This window comes from Sphingomonas sp. CFBP8993 (assembly GCF_034044895.1).
GTDB lineage: Bacteria > Pseudomonadota > Alphaproteobacteria > Sphingomonadales > Sphingomonadaceae > Sphingomonas.
In genome coordinates, this window is the sequence record NZ_JAXCWU010000001.1 from 335,689 (window position 1) to 355,010 (window position 19,322).

Below are 19,322 nucleotides of genomic sequence, written 5' to 3' on the forward strand. Positions count from 1 at the left end.
TTATGCGCCGTTCTTCATCATCTCGAACCAGATGGGCGCGGCGCCGTCCATTTCGGCCAGACGCACGGTGCCGTTATGCGTCTCGACGACCGTATCACGCCAGTCGATCGTTCCATTCGCCTCGATCAGCGGCATCAGCCTGAGCCCGAAGATACACGTCAGCACCTGGTCGGCGTGACGTCGCTCGAAAGCAATCACGCGGTCGCGGCCATGTCCCGTGACGGAGAGGGGCGTGTAGGTGCCCTCCAGAAACAGTGCGGGATTGTCCCGCCGCAGCGCGAGCAAGTCGGCGATCAGCTTCTGCTTCGGACAGTCGGCATCGGCGAGTGCGTCTTCTCGTGCGGCATAGTCGACGGGGCGGCGATTGTCGGGATCGACCAGGCTCAGATCGGGGAACTCGGTGCCCTGATAACAATCGGGAACACCGGGCACCGTGTACCGCAATGCGACCTGTGCCAGCGAATTGGCCTGGGCGGCGGGGGCGATTTGCTTGAGAAGCGCCGAAAGACCATCGCGGAAGGGCGATCCTGCGGCTTCGTCGATCAGGGTCTTGGCGAGCGCGTTGCAGCGCGCCTCGTAATCGGTGTCGGGGTCTTCCCAGGACGAACGCAGCTTTGCCTCGCGCAGCGACTTTTCCTGCCAGCCGGCGATACGCTCGGCAAACCCATCGCGTTCGTCGTCTTCTGGCCAGGCGCCGAACAGGGTCTGGATCAGCATGTACCAGTCGGCGGGATCGACGCCTTCGGCCAGATGGACCGTCTGGTTCCACCACGCCTCGACCTGCTGGCGCCAGGCGTCTGGCATCGCGCTGGCCACCGCCAGACGGGCGCGCACATCTTCGCCCCGCTTGTGGTCGTGGGTTGCGGTGGTCAGCATCGCGTGCGGGAAGCGTGCCGCCCGGTCCTTCATCCGCTCATGGAAGGCGGCGATGGACAGGCTCATGCGGCCCGCATCGAAACCGACATCATTGCGGGAGAGCAAGACGGCGTGGCGGTAGAAGGCGGTATCCTCGACCGCCTTGGCCGCGATCGGCGCGGACAGTTGCTGAAAGCGCCGCACCGCCTCGGCCAGCAAGGCCCGATCGCCGGGACCTTCCCCGGCGAGCCACGAAAGGACCTGGTCGACGACGAACCCCTCACCGGGGGGAAGCAGCGGCTCCACCCGTTCACGCGCCTGTACCCGGATGGCGGCGTCGCTGGACAGTGCATCGGGGCCATAGGTGCGATAGACCGGAAAGACCCAAAGCAAACGCTCGATCGCGCGGCGAAGCATCGGCTTCGTCAGCGATCCCCGGAGGGTGTCGGCCGAGGCAGTAAGTTGGGCAAACGCCTCAACACACTGGTCCATCTGCCCCGCGAACTGCCAGGCGAGGAGATCCTGACGTGCCTGCAATTCCTCGGGCGCGAAATGGGCCGAGCGACCGCTCAGTTGCGCCCAGAGTTCGGCCAATGGCCGGGTTCCCTCAGGCGCGTGGAGCAAGGCGGATACCTCTTCCATGAAGTCGTAGCCACTGGTGCCGTCGACGCCCCAGCCGTCCCCCATCGGCTCGTCGGCGCCCAGGATCTTCTCGACCACGATATAGGCGCGATGGCCGTCCGCTCGCGGGATCGCATCGAACCGCTCGCGCAGGGTGCGACAATAGCCGATCGGATCGGTGAGGCCATCGACATGGTCGATCCGTACCCCGTCGATCAGCCCTTCGGCGTAGAGGCGGAAATAAAGTGCGTGGGTTTCCTCGAAGACATGCTCGTCCTCGACCCGCAAGCCCGCCAGGTCGTTGATCGTGAAGAAACGACGCCAGTTGAGTTCGTCGTTCGACACCCGCCACGACGCCAGCCGATAACGCTGGCGGTCGAGCAGGTCGCCAAGCGCGGCATCCTCGGCCCCGTCCTGATCCTCGTCACGCAGCGGCAGGCGATGCTCGCCATAGGCCACGATTTCCGCGCGACCATCGCGTCGCTCGACCGCGATCTGGCCATCGTCCAAGACCTTGTCCAGGGGATCGCCCAGGATCGGCAGGACCAGCTTGCGCGACCAGTCGATGTCGAAGAAGCGCGCATATTCACTGGCCTCGCCGTGCCGAAGCACGTCGTTCCACCAGGCGTTGCCGCCGCCCGCGACACCCATATGGTTCGGCACGATGTCGATGATGACGCCCAGGCCGTTTGCCCGCGCCGCCTTCGCCAACGAGCGAAACGCATCCTCGCCGCCCAGTTCCGGATTGATGCGGGTCGGATCGATCACGTCGTAACCGTGCATCGATCCGGCGGCGGCCGTGGTGATCGGCGAGGTGTAGACATGGCTGATCCCCAGCCGGTCGAGATAGGGGATCAGTGCTTCTCCTTTCGCGAAAGGGAAGTCCTTGTGGAATTGCAGGCGATAGGTGGCGCGCGGCGTCATGAACGGCGTCCTTCGAATGGGATCAACGGGCGTTGAGCTGGGCGATGCGGGAGGCGACCGCGTCGGTCCTCACGGCAGCGGCCAGCGTGTCGGGCAAGCGGCGGCGCCAATTCGGATGCTCGTCGATGGTGCCGGGCAAGTTCGGCTGTTCCTCCAGGCCCAGCAGATCCTCGAGCGGGACGATGGCGAGCGGGCAGGGGGTGTGGGCGACCGCCGCCACAGCGGCGTCGACCACGGCGGCGGGAGCGTCGGGCAGAGGTTTCTCTCCACCGATCGTGTCCCAGAGCGCCGCCTTCTCTTCGTCACGATGCGCGACTTCGTCTAGTTCGACCGACCGATCCGCAATGCGTGCCCTCCATTCAACGTCGCGGCCTTTCCACCAGCCCGCAACCGTCGGAATGTCATGGGTCGCGGTCATCGCGATGGCCTGCTGGTCCCACTGCTCCGGCGCAGTGAAGGCACCTTGCTCGTCGCGCTCGAAGGGGAGGACGCGCATCCCGAGCATTCCGACCCGCGCCATGGTATCGCGAAAGCCGGGCGGTACCGTGCCCAGATCCTCGCCGATGACGATCGCGCCGCGCCCGTCATCGGCACGCTGTGCCTCGATGCGCAGAATGCGCAGCATATCGGCAAAGGGCATGGACAGATACGCGCCTTGATCGGCCGCAGCTCCCTCGGGAATGACCCACAGGCGGCACAGGCCGAGCGCGTGGTCGATCCGGACCCCGCCCGCATGAGCGAACACGGCGCGAAGCGTTCGGATGAATGGTGCGAACGCCTCTCGACGCATGGCAAAGGGCGACAGGGCGGTGATGCCCCAATTCTGTCCGTCCGGACCCAAGGGATCGGGCGGTGCACCAATGGAAAGACCGGTTAACAGCTCATCACGGCGGCTCCAGCTGTCGGCACCGTCGGCGGCGACACCGATGGCGAGGTCGGTGATCAGGCCGACCGCCATGCCTGCCTGACGCGCTGCCACCGATGCTTCACCCAGCGCACGGTCCGCCCACCACTGGGCAAAGGCGTAGAAAGCGATTGCATCCTGATGTTCCGCGGCAAAGCGTTCGACCGCTGCTCCGGTCGGATCATGGAAGTCGGACGGCCAGTCCCGCCAGCCTTTCGCCCGATTCCGCCCATGGAAATAGGCGTGGAGTGCATCGAAGCGTGCCTGTGCCTCAAGGAGAAGGCCCTGATCGCGCCGCCATTTCGCGAAGGTGGCCCGCTCCGCATCCGTCAGGCGATCATAGACCAGACGAAGGTCGCGCAGGCGCTCGCTCGCAGCACCGGGCCAGTCGATCAGTGGAGAATGGTCGGCGACCGGCTCACCGGCGGGGGCCAGCCAGATGTTGCGGAACAGACGGCTCGACGGGGCATAGGGGCTGAACCGTGCACCATCGACGGGAAACAGCGCGTGGACCGGACTGATCGCGAGGGCTGTCGCCCCCGCTTCCCCAAGCGTATGTGCGGCCGTGGCGAGGCTGGCGAAATCGCCATAACCGCCGCCGCCTTCGCGTAAAGACGGGATCTGGACGGCACTGCCCCAGTGGAGCCCAGCCGGCGGGGCTGGGCATCGGGGCGGCGCAACCGCGACGGTCAGCGCGCGGTCGCCCTGCTCGAGCCGATGATACCCGTCGGTGGACATACCCGGAAGCTTTCCAGCATGGAGCGTAACCGATTGGATGGCGCCACTTTCCAGGGTCAGCCGGGCAGGGCCGTCGCGCCATCCATCGGGCAGGGAGATTCCTTCCCCCTGATCACCCGACACGAAGGTGACCTCGCCGCTATCGGTGTCGAGCCGATCCAGAATGGCGGTCAGCGCGGCGTCGGAGACGCATTGGGCCTGTCCCTTGGCATCTTGCCATTCGCGGGCCAGCCCCGCCGCCTCGGCGCGGGCGTGAAGGTCGCTCACGATGTGATCCACGCTGCGAAGCGGTCACCCTCGCGATAGAGCATCGTGCCCTCCTCTTGGTCGAGTGGTTCGGCTTGCTCGCCAAGGTCGATGAGGATGGTCAGCATCGCGCCGTCCGCCATACGCCAGCGAGCCTTGACCCGCGCAGGACCGGTCGCTTCGGCCGACACGCCCACCGTACCCTTCAGCCGAGGGGAGATATGCACTTGCCGCAGCGTCAGCAATTCGCGGTAAAGCGCCCGCCATTCCCCCGCCGCCGGTCCCGGCTCGGGGATCGAGGCATCGAACGTGCTGCGGGCATTGGGGTCCGGGATACGCTGTCGCGCTTCCTCGTCGGCAAAGGCGTCGAACTTGGCGAATTCGCGACGGCGACCTTCGCGAACGGCGTCGGCCAGTTCGTCGTGGAAATCGGTGAAGAACAGGAACGGGCTCTCGCTGCCCTCGTCCTCGCCCATGAACAGCAACGGGATCTGCGGGCCGAGCAGCAGCAAGGCGGTCGCAGCACGCAACCGCCCTCGATCGGTCAGCTTGATCAGCCGCTCGCCCATCGCGCGATTGCCAACTTGGTCATGGTTCTGCAGAAAGGCGACGAACGCGGTGCTGGGCAAGTCGCCGGATGGCTTGCCACGGGGCTTACCGTCATGATTGGGCGATCCCTCGCCCTGATAGATAAAGCCTTCCTTCAGGCAGCGCGCGAGCCGTTCCGCCGGGCGGTCGGCGAAGTCGCCATAATAGGCGCTCGTCTCGCCGGTCAGCATGACGTGCAGGACGTTGTGGAAATCGTCATTCCACTGCGCGTCATAACAACCGGCGCGCAGCCGCTCGGCGTCGTTCTTCTCATTCTCGAGCACGAGATGCACATGCCGCTCGGGCAGGGCACTTCGTATCTCGCTCGCCATGCGGTCGAGGAAATCGTCATTGGCGATGGCATGGACCGCATCGAACCGTAATCCGTCGATGCGATAGTCGCGCAGCCACATCAGCGCATTGTCGACGAAGAAACGATGGACTGGATCGGCATCGACGGCCACTGCGCCGCCCCATGGCGTATCGACCTCCGGATGGAAGAAGGCACCGGCATAGGCGTTCAGGTAATTCCCATCGGGCCCGAAGTGATTGTACACCACATCGAGGAAGACCGAGAGGCCCAGGCCATGCGCGGTGTCGACCAGTGTCTTGAGCTCGGCCGGCGAACCATAGGGTTCGGCCACGGCATAGGGCAGGACGCCGTCATAGCCCCAGTTGCGCGTGCCGCCAAAGGCGTTGACGGGCATCAGTTCGATCGCCGTGATGCCCGAGGCGGCAATGGCGGGCAATCGCTGTCGGATGCCCTCGAACCCGCCCAGCGTCCCGGCATGCATCTCGAGGATGACCATGTCCTCCCACGGGCGACCGCGCCATTCCGTCGCACTCCAGGCGAATGTCGGGTCGATCACCACGCTCCAGCCATGGACCCCGCCCGACTGAAGCCGTGACGCCGGATCGGGCACCGCCAAGTCCTCGTCCAGCCGGAACCGATAGCGGGTGCCGGCAGGGGCAGGGGACGAGACGGCGAACCAGCCGTCATCGGCGCGGACCATGGGGACAGAGGGCGCACCGTCGATCTCCAGCACCACCGCCTCGCGGTCCGGCGCCCAGAGGCGGAAGCGGGTGTCGGCGCCGTCGCGCCACTCGGGGCCCCAGTGCGTCATGCCTCGACCGCGTCACGCCAGGTCAGCAGGACCGCGCTCTGCGGTCCGACCTCATAGGTGCCGTCGATCTCGATCTCACCCTGCTCAGGCTTGGCACTGTCGATCAGGACGGTGCGCGCGGCATGGGGCGGGGGCAGGGTGAAGGTGATCGGATCGGCCGACGCGTTGAGCAGCAGCGACACCGCCTCCATCTGGCCATCCGTAGTCGCGCTTACCCGGCGCATCATCAGGGCGCGGCCCTCTGGGTTGTTCCAGTCTTCCGAACTCAACTGCTCGCCGCGTTCATCCCACCATTCGATGTCGTTGATGCCATGGCCCGGCGTATCCTGACCGTAGAGGAAGTGGGGAGAACGCAGGACCTGGAAACGGCGACGCAGGTCGGCCAGCCGCGTGGTATAGGCGATCATCGCCTCGCCTTCCTCCGACGCGGCGGCTTTCCAGTCGAGCCAGCTGATCTCGTTATCCTGGCAATAGGCATTGTTGTTGCCTTTCTGCGTCCGGCCGAACTCATCGCCCGCGACGATCATCGGCGTGCCCAGCGAGGCGAGCAGCGTGGTCATCATCGACCGCATCACCCGACCGCGCGCCTCCTTGATGCTGGCATCGTCGGTCGGCCCCTCGGCACCCCAGTTCCGCGAGTAGTTTTCGGAATGGCCGTCGCGATTGTCTTCCTTGTTCGCTTCGTTGTGGCGCTCTTCATACATGACGGTGTCGGCCAGGGTGTAGCCGTCATGCGCGGCCAGCATGTTGAGGCTGGCCCAGGGCCGCCGCGCGCGCCGGTCGAACAGGTCGCCCGAGCCGGACAGCCGTGCCGCAAGGTCGCCGCGCTGGCCCGGATCGCCGCGCCAGTATTTGCGGACGGTATCGCGGTACTTGTCGTTCCATTCGGAAAAGCCGGGCGGGAAACTGCCGAGCTGATAGCCGCCCGGTCCGACGTCCCACGGCTCGGTCAGCAGCTTCAGGCGGCCGAGGACCGGGTCCTGGCGTAGTACGTCGAAGAACGCCGAGCCGGGATCGAAGCCGTCCGCCTCGCGCCCCAGTGTCAGGCCAAGATCGAAACGGAACCCATCGATACCGAAGCTGGTCGCCCAGTAGCGGAGCGAGTCCGCCACCATCTGGATCACCCGCGCCTTGGACAGGTTCAGGGTGTTGCCCGTGCCGGTGTCGTTGATGGTATAGCGCGGCTGATCCTGAACCAGGCGATAATAGCTGGCATTGTCCAGCCCGCGCCAGGACAGCGTCGGCCCCTTTTCCGACCCCTCGCAGGTGTGGTTGTACACGACGTCCAGAATGACCTCGATTCCCGCCTTGTGCAGCTTGTGGACCGCGCGGCGGAGTTCGTCCTGGGTATCGGTGGCGAAATAGGCCTGTTCGGGTGCGAAGAAGCCGAGGGTATTATATCCCCAATAGTTGCGCAGGCCCTTTTCCTGCAGAAATCGGTCCTGCGTGAAGCTGTGGATCGGCAGCAATTCGATCGCGGTGACGCCGATCCGCTTCAGATGCTTGATGACTGCCGGATGGCCCAGGCCAGCATAGGTGCCGCGCTCGCGCGGGGGCACCAGCTCCATCAGCTTGGTCAGCCCCTTGACGTGCGCTTCGTAGATGACCGTGTCGGACCAGGGGGTATTGGGCTTCACGTCGCGCGACCAGTCGAAATGGTCGTCCACCACCACCGCCTTGGGCATGGCGGCGGCGCTGTCGCGCTTGTCGAAGCTGAGATCCTCTTTCTTCGAGCGAATCTGATAGCCGTGCAGGGCGTCGGTCCACTTGATCTCACCGTGCAGCTTGCGCGCATAGGGATCGAGCAGCAGCTTGTTGGGGTTGAAGCGATGCCCGGCCTCCGGCTCATAGGGCCCATGCGCGCGGTAGCCGTAGAGGAGCCCCGGCCCGACATCGGGCAGATAGCCGTGCCAAACCTCGTCGGTGCATTCGGGCAAGGTGTAACGCTTCAACTCGCGCTTGCCCTGCGAATCGAAGACGCACAGTTCGATACGGTCGGCATTGGCGGAGAAGACCGCGAAGTTCACGCCTTCGCCGTCGAAGCTGGCGCCCAGCGGATAGGCGGAACCGGGCAGGATCTGGTCGGGCAATTCGGTCAAGAAATCTCTCCGGCAAAAGTCGGGCGACTATGCGATGGGTCCGTGCAGCAATGATGGTGGGGCCCGCCGACCCCGGGCGAGGTCAGGCGGGCTTAGCAGCGCGGGGCTTGCGCGGCTTGGGCTTCGCCGCGCCCGCCGTTTCGGTTTTCGGCGCGGGAGCGGCCTTCTTCGTGGCGGGTGTCACGGGAGCGCTGGCTTGAGGTTGATCGCCCTTGGGTTCGGCCCCTTCGGGAATAGCCAGTTCGCGTTCGGCCATTTCCCAATGCTCGCGATCACGGCCATGCGGTTCGCCCTCGGCCTGCCAAATGTCGTAAGCACGCGCGCGAAGCTGTTCCAGCTTGTTATCCACCGTCGACTCCCTGACGTAACCCAATCTGTTACCGCCAGCGTAACGATTATGGGGAGGATTCCGCTCCCCAAAAATCGATTGATGCTGTCAATTTCCGGTTGGCGACTTTGCCTTGACCTGTTCGGGCGGGGTGACCGCGGACAGCGTCTGGCGCTGGCTCTCCGGATCGATCCGGCGGGTACGGGTGAACGGCGGCAGTTCGACCCGGCCGCCGGTTTTCAGCGCCTTGACGATGCCCTCGATCACACGCAGATCGGACAGGCCTTCCTCGGCGTCCGGCTCGGGATCGCGATCGTTCAGGATACAGTCCGAGAAGTAGCGCATCTCGCCACCGAACTGGTCGGTATGCTTGAACGTCTCATGGCTCTGCTTGTCGCCGATCGTGACGTTATGCTCGATCCCGGACTGAAAGCCATAGGCCGGGCTCATATGGATCGAACCCTTCATGCCCGCGACGATCAGGCTGTCGATATTGTTCATCGCATAGCTGACCGTGAAACTCGCCAGCTTGTCGCCCGGCATCCGCAGCACGACCGCGAACGTATCGTCCAGGTCACCCAGACCCGCGCTCGGCTGGCGGGTAGCAACCGCGCTCTCGATCGCGACGGGTTCAGCGCCAAACAGATAGCGGATGGCGTTGATCGGATAGGGTGCCATGTCGAACAGCGGACCGGCTTCCAGCCCATGCTTTGCGCGGTGGTTGTCCGGGTCGAGCTTCTGCCCGAAGCAGGACGTGAAACCGACAAGCTCACCCAGTTCGCCGTTTCGGATCTTCTCGATCGCATCGAGCGTGCCGGGCTCGAAGTGCAGGCGATAGGCGGTCATCAGTTTGGCTGAAGAACGACGCTCGGCATCCTGGATCGCGCGAGCCTTTTCGCTCGAAATCTCCAGCGGCTTTTCGCACAATACGTGGATGCCCGCCTCCAGTGCGGGGATGGCGAATTCGGCGTGACGCCAGTTGGGCGTGCCGAGATAGATCGCGTCGCAAACCCCGGCGGTCAGCAGCTTGTCGAACTCGTCATACGAATAGACATGTTCGACACCGTATTTCTTCGCCAGCGCCTGGCCCTTTTCCGCGTCGCCGGTCACGATCGCAGTCAACTCGGAATTGCCGGTATGCTTGATGCCGGGCAGCATTGCCGACTGGGTGATGTCGCCCGCGCCTACGACGGCGTAGCGAACCTTTTTCGTGCCGAAACCAAATGCCGATGCCAGGCTCATGGCGATGCTCCCAAATGACGTAACGGATGCTGCAACGCGCCAATCTGCGGAAGGTCCCACGGAGACTTAATGGTTCTGGCGAGTTTTTAGCGCTTAACCTGCATTATTCCCCGTCCATCGGAGCCCGCGCCACCGTGACCCTTGCCGATCAGCATGCCGATCCCCTGCGCGATGCAGAAGGGTTCCTGGACCTAGAAAACTATGCCGCGCTGGGCGACGGACGCAGCATCGCCCTGAGCGGTGCGGACGGCGCGATCGACTGGTGGTGCGTGCCCAATATGGATTCCGCGCCGTTGTTCGACCGGCTGCTGGACGGCGAGCGAGGCGGGACATTCACCATCATCCCGGTCGAACCGTTCACCGTCGAACGACGCTATCGCACGCACAGCAACGTATTGGAGACAATCTTCACGACCGCAAGCGGCAGGGCTAAACTGGTCGAGTCGCTCAACAGTGGGCCGGCGGGCCGATTGCCATGGGCCGAGCTGGCGCGCCGGGTCGAAGGGTTGGACGGCACCGTCCGCTTCGCCATCACGCTCCGCTTCAGCCGCCGGGCCGATACGGTCAGCCCGTATTTCGCGCCCGCTGGCGGCCACAACGTATTCCATGTCGACCGGGTGCTGGGCATCTTTCGCCACTGCGCGCACGTCACGATCGAGCATGTCGAAGACGGGCTGGTGACCGGCACCGCATCGGTCGGCCCCGGCGACCGGGCCCGGATCGCCATCATCGCGGGCGAGGACGAACCTCTGGTCTGCCAGGATATCGAACAGATCGACGCCCGCATCGACCTGTCCGACTTTGAGTGGCGCGAATGGGCGGCCGGGCTGAAGGTGCCGGATCTACACAAGGATCGCATCCTTCGCAGTGCCTTGGCGCTCAAGCTGCTGCTCTATTCACCGACCGGTGCGATCACGGCGGCCGCCACTACATCGTTGCCCGAAGGAATCGGGGGCGAGAAGAATTATGACTATCGCTATGCCTGGGTCCGCGACGCCGGATATACGATCAAGGCATTCCTGCGCATCGGCGCCCATGCCGAGGCCAAGGCCGCCTTTACCTGGCTGCTCAAGCGACTGGGAGAAGGCGATCCGCAGGTCTGCTATACGCTGAACGGCGCGCCCGTGCCTGAAGAACGGGAGATTGCGGTCAGCGGCTATCGCCATTCCAAGCCGGTACGCGTCGGCAATCTGGCGGGTGGCCAGCACCAGCACGGCATCTATGGGGACATCTTCGAAACGGCGAGCCGCTTCGTGGCGTGCGGCAACTTCCTGGACACGTCGAGCGCCGAGACACTGTCGCATCTGGCCGATGCCTGTGCCGATCGCTGGCGATTGCCCGATGCCGGCATCTGGGAATTGCCCGAAGAACGGCATTATACCATGTCAAAGATCAGCTGCTGGCAGGCGCTGGCGCGCGCGGTCGAATTGGCCGATGACGGACAGATCCCGACGACATGCCGCGACCGTTGGGCGCGCGAACGCGATCGGATCGAGGCGTGGATCGGCGAGCATTGCTGGTCGGAGAAGCGGGGCGCTTACCTGATGCACCCCGACAGCGATGCGTTGGACGCAAGCCTGGCGCTTGCGGTGCGGTTTCGTTTCGATGGTCAGGATCGGTTGGCCCGGACGCTCGACGCGCTGGACAAGGAACTGGGCAGCGGCGCTTTCCATTATCGCTATTCCGGCGTCCACAAGGAGGAGGGGTGTTTCCTCGCTTGCACCTTCTGGATGATCGAGGCGCGCGCGATCCTGGGACAGACCGAGGCGGCACAGGCGGCGTTCGACAAGGCGACGGTTGCGTTGGATAGCCGGGGTGCCGGGCTTTACGCCGAGATGATCGATCCCCGCACCGGTCATTATCTGGGCAACATGCCGCAGGGCCTGACCCATCTTGCGGTGATCCAGGCGGCGGCAACCCTGGCTGGCGAGGAATTGTGACGGTGGCGGTCGCGCGTTCGACTTGCTAGCAGGGCGGCGATGACCGTCCTGCTTTCCGATCCGCGACTGGCCTTTCTGGAAGGGGGAGGCGAAGCCACACGCCTGATCCTGGCGCGTGACTGGACGGGGCACCCGCTCGGGGCGCCGCAAGATTGGCCGGAGTCGTTTCGCGTGGCCCTCAGCCTGGTCCTCAACTCTCCAGAGTCGATGATCCTCGCCTGGGGCCCGGATCTCCACTTCTTCTTCAACGAGACCTATTTTCCACTGCTCGGCCCCCGACTGTCCTGGGCGATGGGCGCGCGATTCGACGAGGTGTGGGCCGATGCGCTGGAACAAGCGCGCCCGATCATCGACGATGCGCTGGCCGGGCGGACCCAGCGTTTCGTCGACCTGCCCTGGAAACTCGATACCGACCGGGGGGAGGCGCACACTTTCTGGTCCTTTTCCTATTCGCGTGTCCTGGATGGGCAAGGCGACGTCGCCGGCCTTTTTATCTTCACCAACGAGACGACCGCGCGGGTCCATGCCGACGCGGCACTGCGCGAAAGTCAGGCGCAGTTGTCCCACGCGCTGGAAGAGTTGCGCGCGCTGAACGTCACGCTCGAGCAGCGGATCATCGAGCGGACCGCCGAGCGGGACCGGATGTGGGACGTCTCCCCCGATCTGCTGGCCGTCATCGACGCCGATGGGGTGATCCATCGGTCCAATCCTGCTTGGCGGACGCTGCTGGGCTATGAGGCTTCTGCGCTGGTCGGGCGCTCGATCATGGATTTCATCCAGGCGGACCACCGCGACGCCGCTCGAGAAGCGCTGCGGACCTCGTTGGAGGGGGAATCGTCGCGGATCGAGCTGCGGATGCGCCATGCCGAGGGGCATGACGAGTGGATCGCCTGGGTCGGTGCGTCGAGCGCGCGCGAGGTGTTTGCGGTCGGCCGCCACATCACACAGCAAAAGGCCGCCGAAGAGGCGTTGCGCGCGACCGAAGAACAGCTTCGCCAGGCACAGAAGCTGGAGGCGATCGGCCAGCTGACCGGGAGCGTGGCGCATGATTTCAACAATCTGTTGACCGTCATTCGCGGATCGATCGACCTCCTGCGCCGTGCCGATTTCCCGCCCGAGCGTCGCCAGCGTCAAATGGACGCGATCGCCGATGCCGCCGACCGCGCGGCGAAGCTGACCGCCCAGTTGCTCGCCTTTGCCCGCCGCCAACCGCTCACGCCCGAGATCGTCGATGTCGGGGACAGCATCGTGACGCTGTCGGACATGATCATCACCTTGTGCGGACCCGGCATTCGGCTCGACATAGATCGGCCGGAGACGCCGTGCCGTGCGCATGTCGACCGCAGCCAACTCGACACCGCGATCGTCAACATGGCGGTCAATGCGCGTGACGCCATGGCCGGACAGGGACAGCTGACTATCAAAATTCGGGCCGTGGATGGCCCGGCCGACAAGCATGAGGTGCGGATCGCGATCACCGATACCGGTGAGGGCATACCATCCGAGCGGCTGGAGCAGATTTTCGAGCCGTTCTTCACGACCAAGCGATTGGGCGCAGGTACGGGCCTTGGTCTCAGCCAGGTCTTCGGTTTTGCCCGGCAGTCGGGCGGCGACGTCCATGTCGTCAGCGCGCCGGGGGAAGGGGCGACCTTCACGCTCGTCCTGCCGCGCGTTGATGGCGAACCGCTGAGCGATGCACGGCCGGGCAGCATGGCCGGTCGGCCGCTGACCGATCGCTGCGTGCTGGTTGTCGAGGACAATATCGAAGTGGGTCAGTTCGCGGTCGAGGCGCTCCGCACGCTCGGCTGTCGGACAGTAATCGCCACCAACGCCGCAGCGGCTCTCGAGGAATTGAAGGCCGGGGCGGAACGGTTCGATCTAGTGTTTTCGGACGTCATGATGCCCGGCCAATCCGGTATCGAGTTCGCCCATGACATCACGGCGCTTTACCCCGAGCTACGTATCCTGCTGACCAGTGGCTATAGCCAGGTCATCGCAGACGAAGGCAGTCATGGTTTCGCGCTGCTGCGCAAGCCCTACACCCTGGCCGAGCTTGCGCAGCAGATGAACCGGTTGTTCGACGGCTGATCACAGCCGTCGGGGTCAGTCGAGATCGTTCTCGCTGACCACGACCAGTGCTTGGGCCATGTCACGGCCCAGCGCGGTTTGGGCAGCTTCCAATATGTCGTCGGAATATCGCTCGAACAGCTCGACGGCGTCTCCTTCCGGCACATCGCCGCTGAGTGCCTCGAGAAGATCATACTGGACCGCGAACTGATATTCCTCGCCGTCCAGCTCTCCGACGAACTCGACCTGCCGGTCGGATACGTTGTCCTCGACCGTGCCCTTGATGATTGTCAGCGCTTCGTCCGCCATGGCGTTCCTTTCTGATACCGGGTCGGGGACGCCGGAAACGCGCGAGGGTTCCACGGCGTCGTCTTATTTGACGCGCCGCCAGCGCTGTTCGCGGCATCCCAACCGCCCCAAAAGGCATCCTTCGCCGACCAAGGTCCGCGCGTCGATCTGGGTGATGGTGCCTTCCACCTCGCGACCAATATCTGGAATGAAGACGGTGCCCGCCCAACGGCCGGGTTCCTCCTCCTCGAAATCGGTGAAAAGCTGCGTCCCGACCAGGCGGGGCGAGCCGCCACGCTCGGCATCGGCCTTGGCCTGCTCGCTGGCCCAGGTGACCGTCCCGCACATCAGTAGCGCATCGCGCCCCCGGCCACAGGGCGCGAAGCGAACCTGCACCGTGTTAGAGGGATTGGCCCAAATTCCCGCCGGAACTCGCGCATCCGCGCTGGTGGCAAACAGTCCACCGCCAAGCATCGCGATCATCAGCGCAGCACCGCGCCTATTGCCTTTCATCATATCGCCTCCTGCCGCGGCCTATACCGGGTCGAGATGAATGTAGGATGGCATGGTCCAAAGCCAAACGGCCGACGGGTCGCCCCGCCGGCCGTTTGGTTTCGTCATCACGGTTGCGGTATCAGGAGGCGCGCTTGGCGAGCTCCTTATTGATGCCCAGCGCGGCCAGCGTCGCGACCGCACCCGACAGCAGGTAGACGCCGACCGACAGCAGCCCGAAGTTGCTCGACAGCAACAGCGCCGCCAGTGGGGCAAAGCCCGCACCGAGCAGCCAGGCCAGATCCGAGGTGATCGCCGCGCCGGTGTAGCGGCGCATCGGCGAGAAGCCCGCATTGATGATGCCCGACGACTGGCCGAAGCCCAGGCCCAGCAACAGGAAGCCGAGGACGATATAGATCGTCTCGCCGGTGCCGCCCTGGCTCAGCAGCTGCGGGGCGAACCCGGCATAGGCGGCGATCGCGGCGGCCGAAGCGCCAAGCAGCGTACGACGACCGACACGGTCGGCGATCTTGCCCGAGGCCAGGATCGCGAACACGCCGACGATGCTGCCGATGATCTCGATCATCATGAAGTCCTGCGGGCGTTCGCGGTTGAACAGCACGACCCACGACAGCGGGAACACGGTGACAATGTGGAACATCGCGAAGCTGGCGAGCGGCGCGAACGCGCCGAGCAGCACGGTGCGACCTTCGGTGCGCATCGTCTCGCCGACCGGTGCGGGCTGGAGCTCGCGGGTTTCGAACAGGCGCTGGAATTCCGGTGTCGCCACGATACGCAGACGGGCGAACAGTGCCACGACGTTGATCGCGAAAGCGACGAAGAACGGATATCGCCAGCCCCAGTCGAGGAAGTCGGCGGTGCTCAGCGTCGTCAGGAAGAATGCGAACAGGCCGTTGGCGACCAGCAGGCCGAGCGGTGCGCCCAGCTGCGGGATCATCGCATACCAGCCGCGACGACGCTCAGGCGCGTTCAGCGACAGCAGCGAGGGCAGGCCGTCCCACGCGCCGCCCAGGGCCAGGCCCTGCATGATGCGGAAAATGCCGAGCAGCACGGCGGCCGAAGTGCCGATCTGCTGATAGCCGGGCAGGAAGGCGATCGCCATGGTCGACCCGCCGAGCAGGAACAGTGCGATGGTCAACTTGACGCCGCGACCCAGGTTGCGATCGACCGCCATGAAGATGAAGGTGCCGATCGGGCGCGCGATAAACGCCAGCGAGAACAGCGCGAACGAATAGATCGTGCCGGTCAGCGCGTCGACATACGGAAAGATCAGCGACGGGAACACCAGCACCGATGCGATGGCGTAGACGAAGAAGTCGAAGAACTCCGACGTGCGCCCGATGATGACGCCGATGGCGATATCGCCCGGCGCGACATGGTGCGGATCGCGGGCATTGATCAACCGCGCGTCCCGTTCAAGGGGCGTCGAGGTCGATGCGGTTAACTCTGCGCTCATCGGCTGCCAGTCCTGACTTCTTGCTATTCCCATGCGGCGTTCCGGCTGCGGTGCAAAAAGACCGCACAGGACCGCCATACTGCTGCGCCTATGCGCCTTTCGATCGGGCAGGGGGATTGGACAAACTGTCCAATGTGCGCAGGTGCAGCAAAGGCGTAGCGGCCCTCACATATGTCTCATACGTCGAGCCTTGCGCGCCTGCGCCCTCTTCGCTGGGCCGCCTTGCCCCTCCTGGCCTTACTGGGGGGATGCGACGCGGTCGTGCTCAACCCTGCCGGCGATGTCGCCGTGCAGCAACGCGATCTGGTGCTGATCGCGACGGCCCTGATGCTGCTCATCATCATTCCGGTGATGGCGCTGACGGTGCTGTTCGCGTGGCGCTATCGCAAGAGCAATACCGAGGCCGAGTACGATCCCGAGTTCGACCACTCGACCATGCTCGAGTTGGTGATCTGGTCGGCTCCGCTGCTCATCATCATCTGCCTCGGCGCGGTCACGTGGACGAGCACCCATCTGCTCGATCCGTATCGCCCGATCGAACGTACCGCGCCGGGTCAGCCGGTTGCGGCCGGGGTCAAGCCGCTCGAGGTGCAGGTCGTCGCCCTCGACTGGAAGTGGCTGTTCATCTATCCCGAACAGGGCATCGCCACGGTCAACGAGCTGGCGCTGCCGGTCGATCGTCCGGTCGAGTTCCGCCTGACCGGCACCTCAGTGATGAACGCCTTCTACATCCCCGCGATGGCGGGCATGATCTACACCATGCCCGGAATGGAGACGAAGCTGCACGCGGTCCTGAACCGCGAGGGCACGTTCAAGGGGCTGTCGTCGCACTATAGCGGTGCGGGCTTCTCGGGCATGCACTTCCCCGTCTACGCGCTGCAGGCGAACGGCTTCGACCAGTGGGTCGAGACGGTGCGCAAGTCGCAGGCGGGCCAGGCCAAGGGCAAGGGGCAGCTCGACCGCGCGACCTTCCTGACTATCGAGAAGCCCAGCGAGTACGTGCCCGCCATGTACTTCAACGGGGTTCAGGGCGGCCTGTTCGACCGCGTCGTCAATCGCTGCGTCGCCGACAACACGCCGTGCATGTCCGAGGTCATGATGCATGACCGCATGACCGGTGGCGGCGACCCGCACAAGATGAAGGTCGGCGAGGGCAATCCGCCCGTCAACAACACCGGCCCGATGCACGGCCAGCGGACCAAGGGCGCGCTCGAAAAGTCGCCCGAGGAAATCGAAGTCTCGCCGCACAACAGCAAGGAACCGCTGCCCTCCAACGGCAACCAGGAACCGGGTGAGATGAAGAACCGTCGCATGACCCTCCTTTCCATTCCGCAGACCCCCGGCCCGCAGACCTTTGGTCATGCCGGTGCGGGTCGCGGCTGAGGCACGCCATCATGGACAACATCATAAAGACCATCTTCGGACGGCTATCGATCGAGTCGCTACCGATCCACGAACCCATCGTCGTCGGCACCTTCCTGGGTGTCGCGGTCGGCGGCCTCGCGGTGCTGGCGCTCATCACCAAGTTCAAGCTGTGGGGCTATCTCTGGAAGGAGTGGTTCACCACGGTCGATCACAAGCGCATCGGGATCATGTACATGATCCTGGGCATCGTGATGCTGCTGCGCGGTTTTGCCGACGCGCTGATGATGCGCGGGCAGCAGGCGATCGCGTTCGGCGACAATCAGGGCTTCCTGAATTCGCACCACTATGATCAGGTGTTCACCGCCCACGGCGTCATCATGATCTTCTTCGTGGCGATGCCGATCATCACCGGCCTGATGAATTATGTGGTGCCGCTCCAGATCGGCGCGCGCGACGTGTCCTTCCCGTATCTCAACAATCTGAGCTTCTGGATGACCGCTGGCGGCGTCGTGCTGGTCATGGCCTCGCTGTTCATCGGCGAGTTCGCGCGGACCGGCTGGCTGGCCTTCCCACCGCTGTCGGAACTGGACTTCAGTCCCGATGTCGGTGTCGACTATTATATCTGGGCACTTCAGGTAGCCGGTGTCGGCACCACCCTGTCGGGCATCAACCTGATCGCGACCATCATCAAGATGCGCGCACCGGGCATGACCATGATGAAGCTGCCGGTCTTCTGCTGGACCTCGCTGTGCGCGAACGTGCTGATCGTCGCCAGCTTCCCCGTGCTGACCGCCACGCTCGTCCTGCTGTCGCTTGACCGTTATGTCGGCACAAACTTCTTCACGAACAATCTCGGCGGCAACCCGATGATGTACGTGAACCTGATCTGGATCTGGGGCCACCCGGAGGTGTACATCCTGATCCTGCCGCTGTTCGGCGTGTTCTCGGAAGTGACTTCCACCTTCTCGGGCAAGCGTCTGTTCGGCTATACCTCGATGGTCTACGCCACGATCGTCATCACGATCCTGTCGTACCTGGTCTGGCTGCACCACTTCTTCACCATGGGCTCGGGCGCCAGCGTCAACTCGTTCTTCGGCATCACTACCATGGTGATCTCGATCCCGACGGGGGCGAAGATCTTCAACTGGCTGTTCACCATGTACAAGGGGCGCATCCGGTTCGAGCTGCCGATGATGTGGACCATCGCGTTCATGCTGACCTTCACCATCGGTGGCATGACCGGCGTCCTGCTGGCCGTTCCGCCCGCCGACTTCGTGCTGCACAACTCGCTGTTCCTGATCGCGCACTTCCACAACGTGATCATCGGTGGCGTGCTGTTCGGTGCCTTTGCCGCGATCAACTACTGGTGGCCCAAGGCCTTCGGGTTCAAGCTCAACGAGTTCTGGGGCAAGGTATCGTTCTGGCTGTGGGTCATCGGCTTCTGGGTCGCCTTCACGCCGCTCTACATCATGGGCCTGATGGGCGTGACGCGTCGCCTCCATCACTTCGATGATCCGTCGCTGCAGATCTACTTCGTCGTTGCGCTCATGGGCGCGCTGATGATCGCGGGCGGCATCGGGGCCTTCCTGGTTCAGATCGGCGTGTCGATCTGGAAGAAGGAAGAGCTGCGCGACACCACGGGCGATCCCTGGGACGGCCGTACGCTGGAATGGGCGACCTCGTCGCCGCCGCCGGACTACAACTTCGCGTTCACGCCCGTCATTCACGAACTGGATGCCTGGTACGACATGAAGGACAAGAAGGCGCAGGCTCCGATCGACGGCTACCGGGCGATCCATATGCCGAAGAATACGGGCACCGGCGTCATCATCGCCGCCCTGTCGACGGCCGCTGGGTTCGGCATGATCTGGTACATGTGGTGGCTCGCCGCCTTTGGCCTGATCGGTGTCGTCGTCGTCGCCATCTGGCACACGTTCAACTATGACCGCGATTATTACATTCCCGTCGAGGAAGTCGTGGCAACGGAAAGCGAGCGGCGTCGCCTGCTCGGGCAGGGAGCCTGA

The 19,322-nt window shown here is 64.3% G+C and carries 13 protein-coding genes; 4 read left to right on the top strand and 9 right to left on the bottom strand.

What is annotated here, in order from left to right:
* The 6 genes from treY to SOM26_RS01520 all read right to left on the bottom strand — a co-directional run bounded on the left by treY (nt 1) and on the right by SOM26_RS01520 (nt 9,669).
* Nucleotides 1-2,400, bottom strand: a complete 2,400-nt coding sequence (treY, locus tag SOM26_RS01495) for a malto-oligosyltrehalose synthase (protein ID WP_320450958.1) — start codon at nt 2,398-2,400, stop codon at nt 1-3.
* Nucleotides 2,401-2,422: 22 nt separating this feature from the next.
* Nucleotides 2,423-4,309 carry a 4-alpha-glucanotransferase gene (malQ, locus tag SOM26_RS01500; RefSeq protein WP_320450959.1) on the bottom strand — a complete coding sequence of 629 codons (1,887 nt, stop codon included), beginning with the start codon at nt 4,307-4,309 and terminating at the stop codon, nt 2,423-2,425.
* Complete coding sequence (gene treZ / locus SOM26_RS01505) at nt 4,306-6,000, bottom strand: malto-oligosyltrehalose trehalohydrolase (RefSeq protein ID WP_320450960.1); 1,695 nt, start codon at nt 5,998-6,000, stop codon at nt 4,306-4,308. The genes malQ and treZ overlap by 4 nt, the downstream gene beginning before the upstream one ends.
* Nucleotides 5,997-8,099 (bottom strand): glycogen debranching protein GlgX, encoded by a 2,103-nt coding sequence (glgX, locus tag SOM26_RS01510; protein ID WP_320450961.1) that lies wholly within the window; start codon nt 8,097-8,099, stop codon nt 5,997-5,999. The genes treZ and glgX overlap by 4 nt, the downstream gene beginning before the upstream one ends.
* 82 nt (nt 8,100-8,181) lie before the next feature.
* Nucleotides 8,182-8,448, bottom strand: coding sequence for a DUF2934 domain-containing protein (locus tag SOM26_RS01515; protein WP_320450962.1), 267 nt, complete (start codon nt 8,446-8,448; stop codon nt 8,182-8,184).
* Between the two features lie 87 nt (nt 8,449-8,535).
* Nucleotides 8,536-9,669: a Gfo/Idh/MocA family protein gene (locus SOM26_RS01520; RefSeq protein WP_320450963.1), complete on the bottom strand. Its 1,134-nt coding sequence runs from the start codon at nt 9,667-9,669 to the stop codon at nt 8,536-8,538.
* 134 nt (nt 9,670-9,803) lie between these two features.
* Here SOM26_RS01520 and SOM26_RS01525 point away from each other — a divergent pair, with 134 nt between their 5' ends.
* Nucleotides 9,804-11,609, top strand: coding sequence for a glycoside hydrolase family 15 protein (locus tag SOM26_RS01525; RefSeq protein ID WP_320450964.1), 1,806 nt, complete (start codon nt 9,804-9,806; stop codon nt 11,607-11,609).
* A 39-nt stretch (nt 11,610-11,648) separates the two neighbouring features.
* Nucleotides 11,649-13,697, top strand: a complete 2,049-nt coding sequence (locus SOM26_RS01530; protein ID WP_320450965.1) for an ATP-binding protein — start codon at nt 11,649-11,651, stop codon at nt 13,695-13,697.
* 15 nt (nt 13,698-13,712) lie between these two features.
* On the opposite strand, the gene SOM26_RS01535 is transcribed toward SOM26_RS01530, so the two are convergent.
* The 3 genes from SOM26_RS01535 to SOM26_RS01545 form a co-directional block, all read right to left on the bottom strand.
* Nucleotides 13,713-13,985, bottom strand: a complete 273-nt coding sequence (locus tag SOM26_RS01535) for a DUF1488 family protein (RefSeq protein WP_320450966.1) — start codon at nt 13,983-13,985, stop codon at nt 13,713-13,715.
* 63 nt (nt 13,986-14,048) lie between these two features.
* The gene (locus tag SOM26_RS01540; RefSeq protein WP_320450967.1) at nt 14,049-14,480 is read right to left on the bottom strand and encodes a DUF2147 domain-containing protein; all 432 of its coding nucleotides are present in this window, start codon (nt 14,478-14,480) and stop codon (nt 14,049-14,051) included.
* A gap of 118 nt (nt 14,481-14,598) precedes the next feature.
* Nucleotides 14,599-15,933: an MFS transporter gene (locus SOM26_RS01545; protein WP_320450968.1), complete on the bottom strand. Its 1,335-nt coding sequence runs from the start codon at nt 15,931-15,933 to the stop codon at nt 14,599-14,601.
* A gap of 171 nt (nt 15,934-16,104) precedes the next feature.
* Between SOM26_RS01545 and cyoA the strand changes: the two genes are divergently transcribed.
* Both cyoA and cyoB read left to right on the top strand, forming a co-directional pair.
* Nucleotides 16,105-17,316, top strand: a complete 1,212-nt coding sequence (cyoA, locus tag SOM26_RS01550) for a ubiquinol oxidase subunit II (protein WP_320450969.1) — start codon at nt 16,105-16,107, stop codon at nt 17,314-17,316.
* Between the two features lie 11 nt (nt 17,317-17,327).
* On the top strand, nt 17,328-19,322 hold the full coding sequence (cyoB, locus tag SOM26_RS01555; protein WP_320450970.1) for a cytochrome o ubiquinol oxidase subunit I: 1,995 nt from the start codon (nt 17,328-17,330) through the stop codon (nt 19,320-19,322).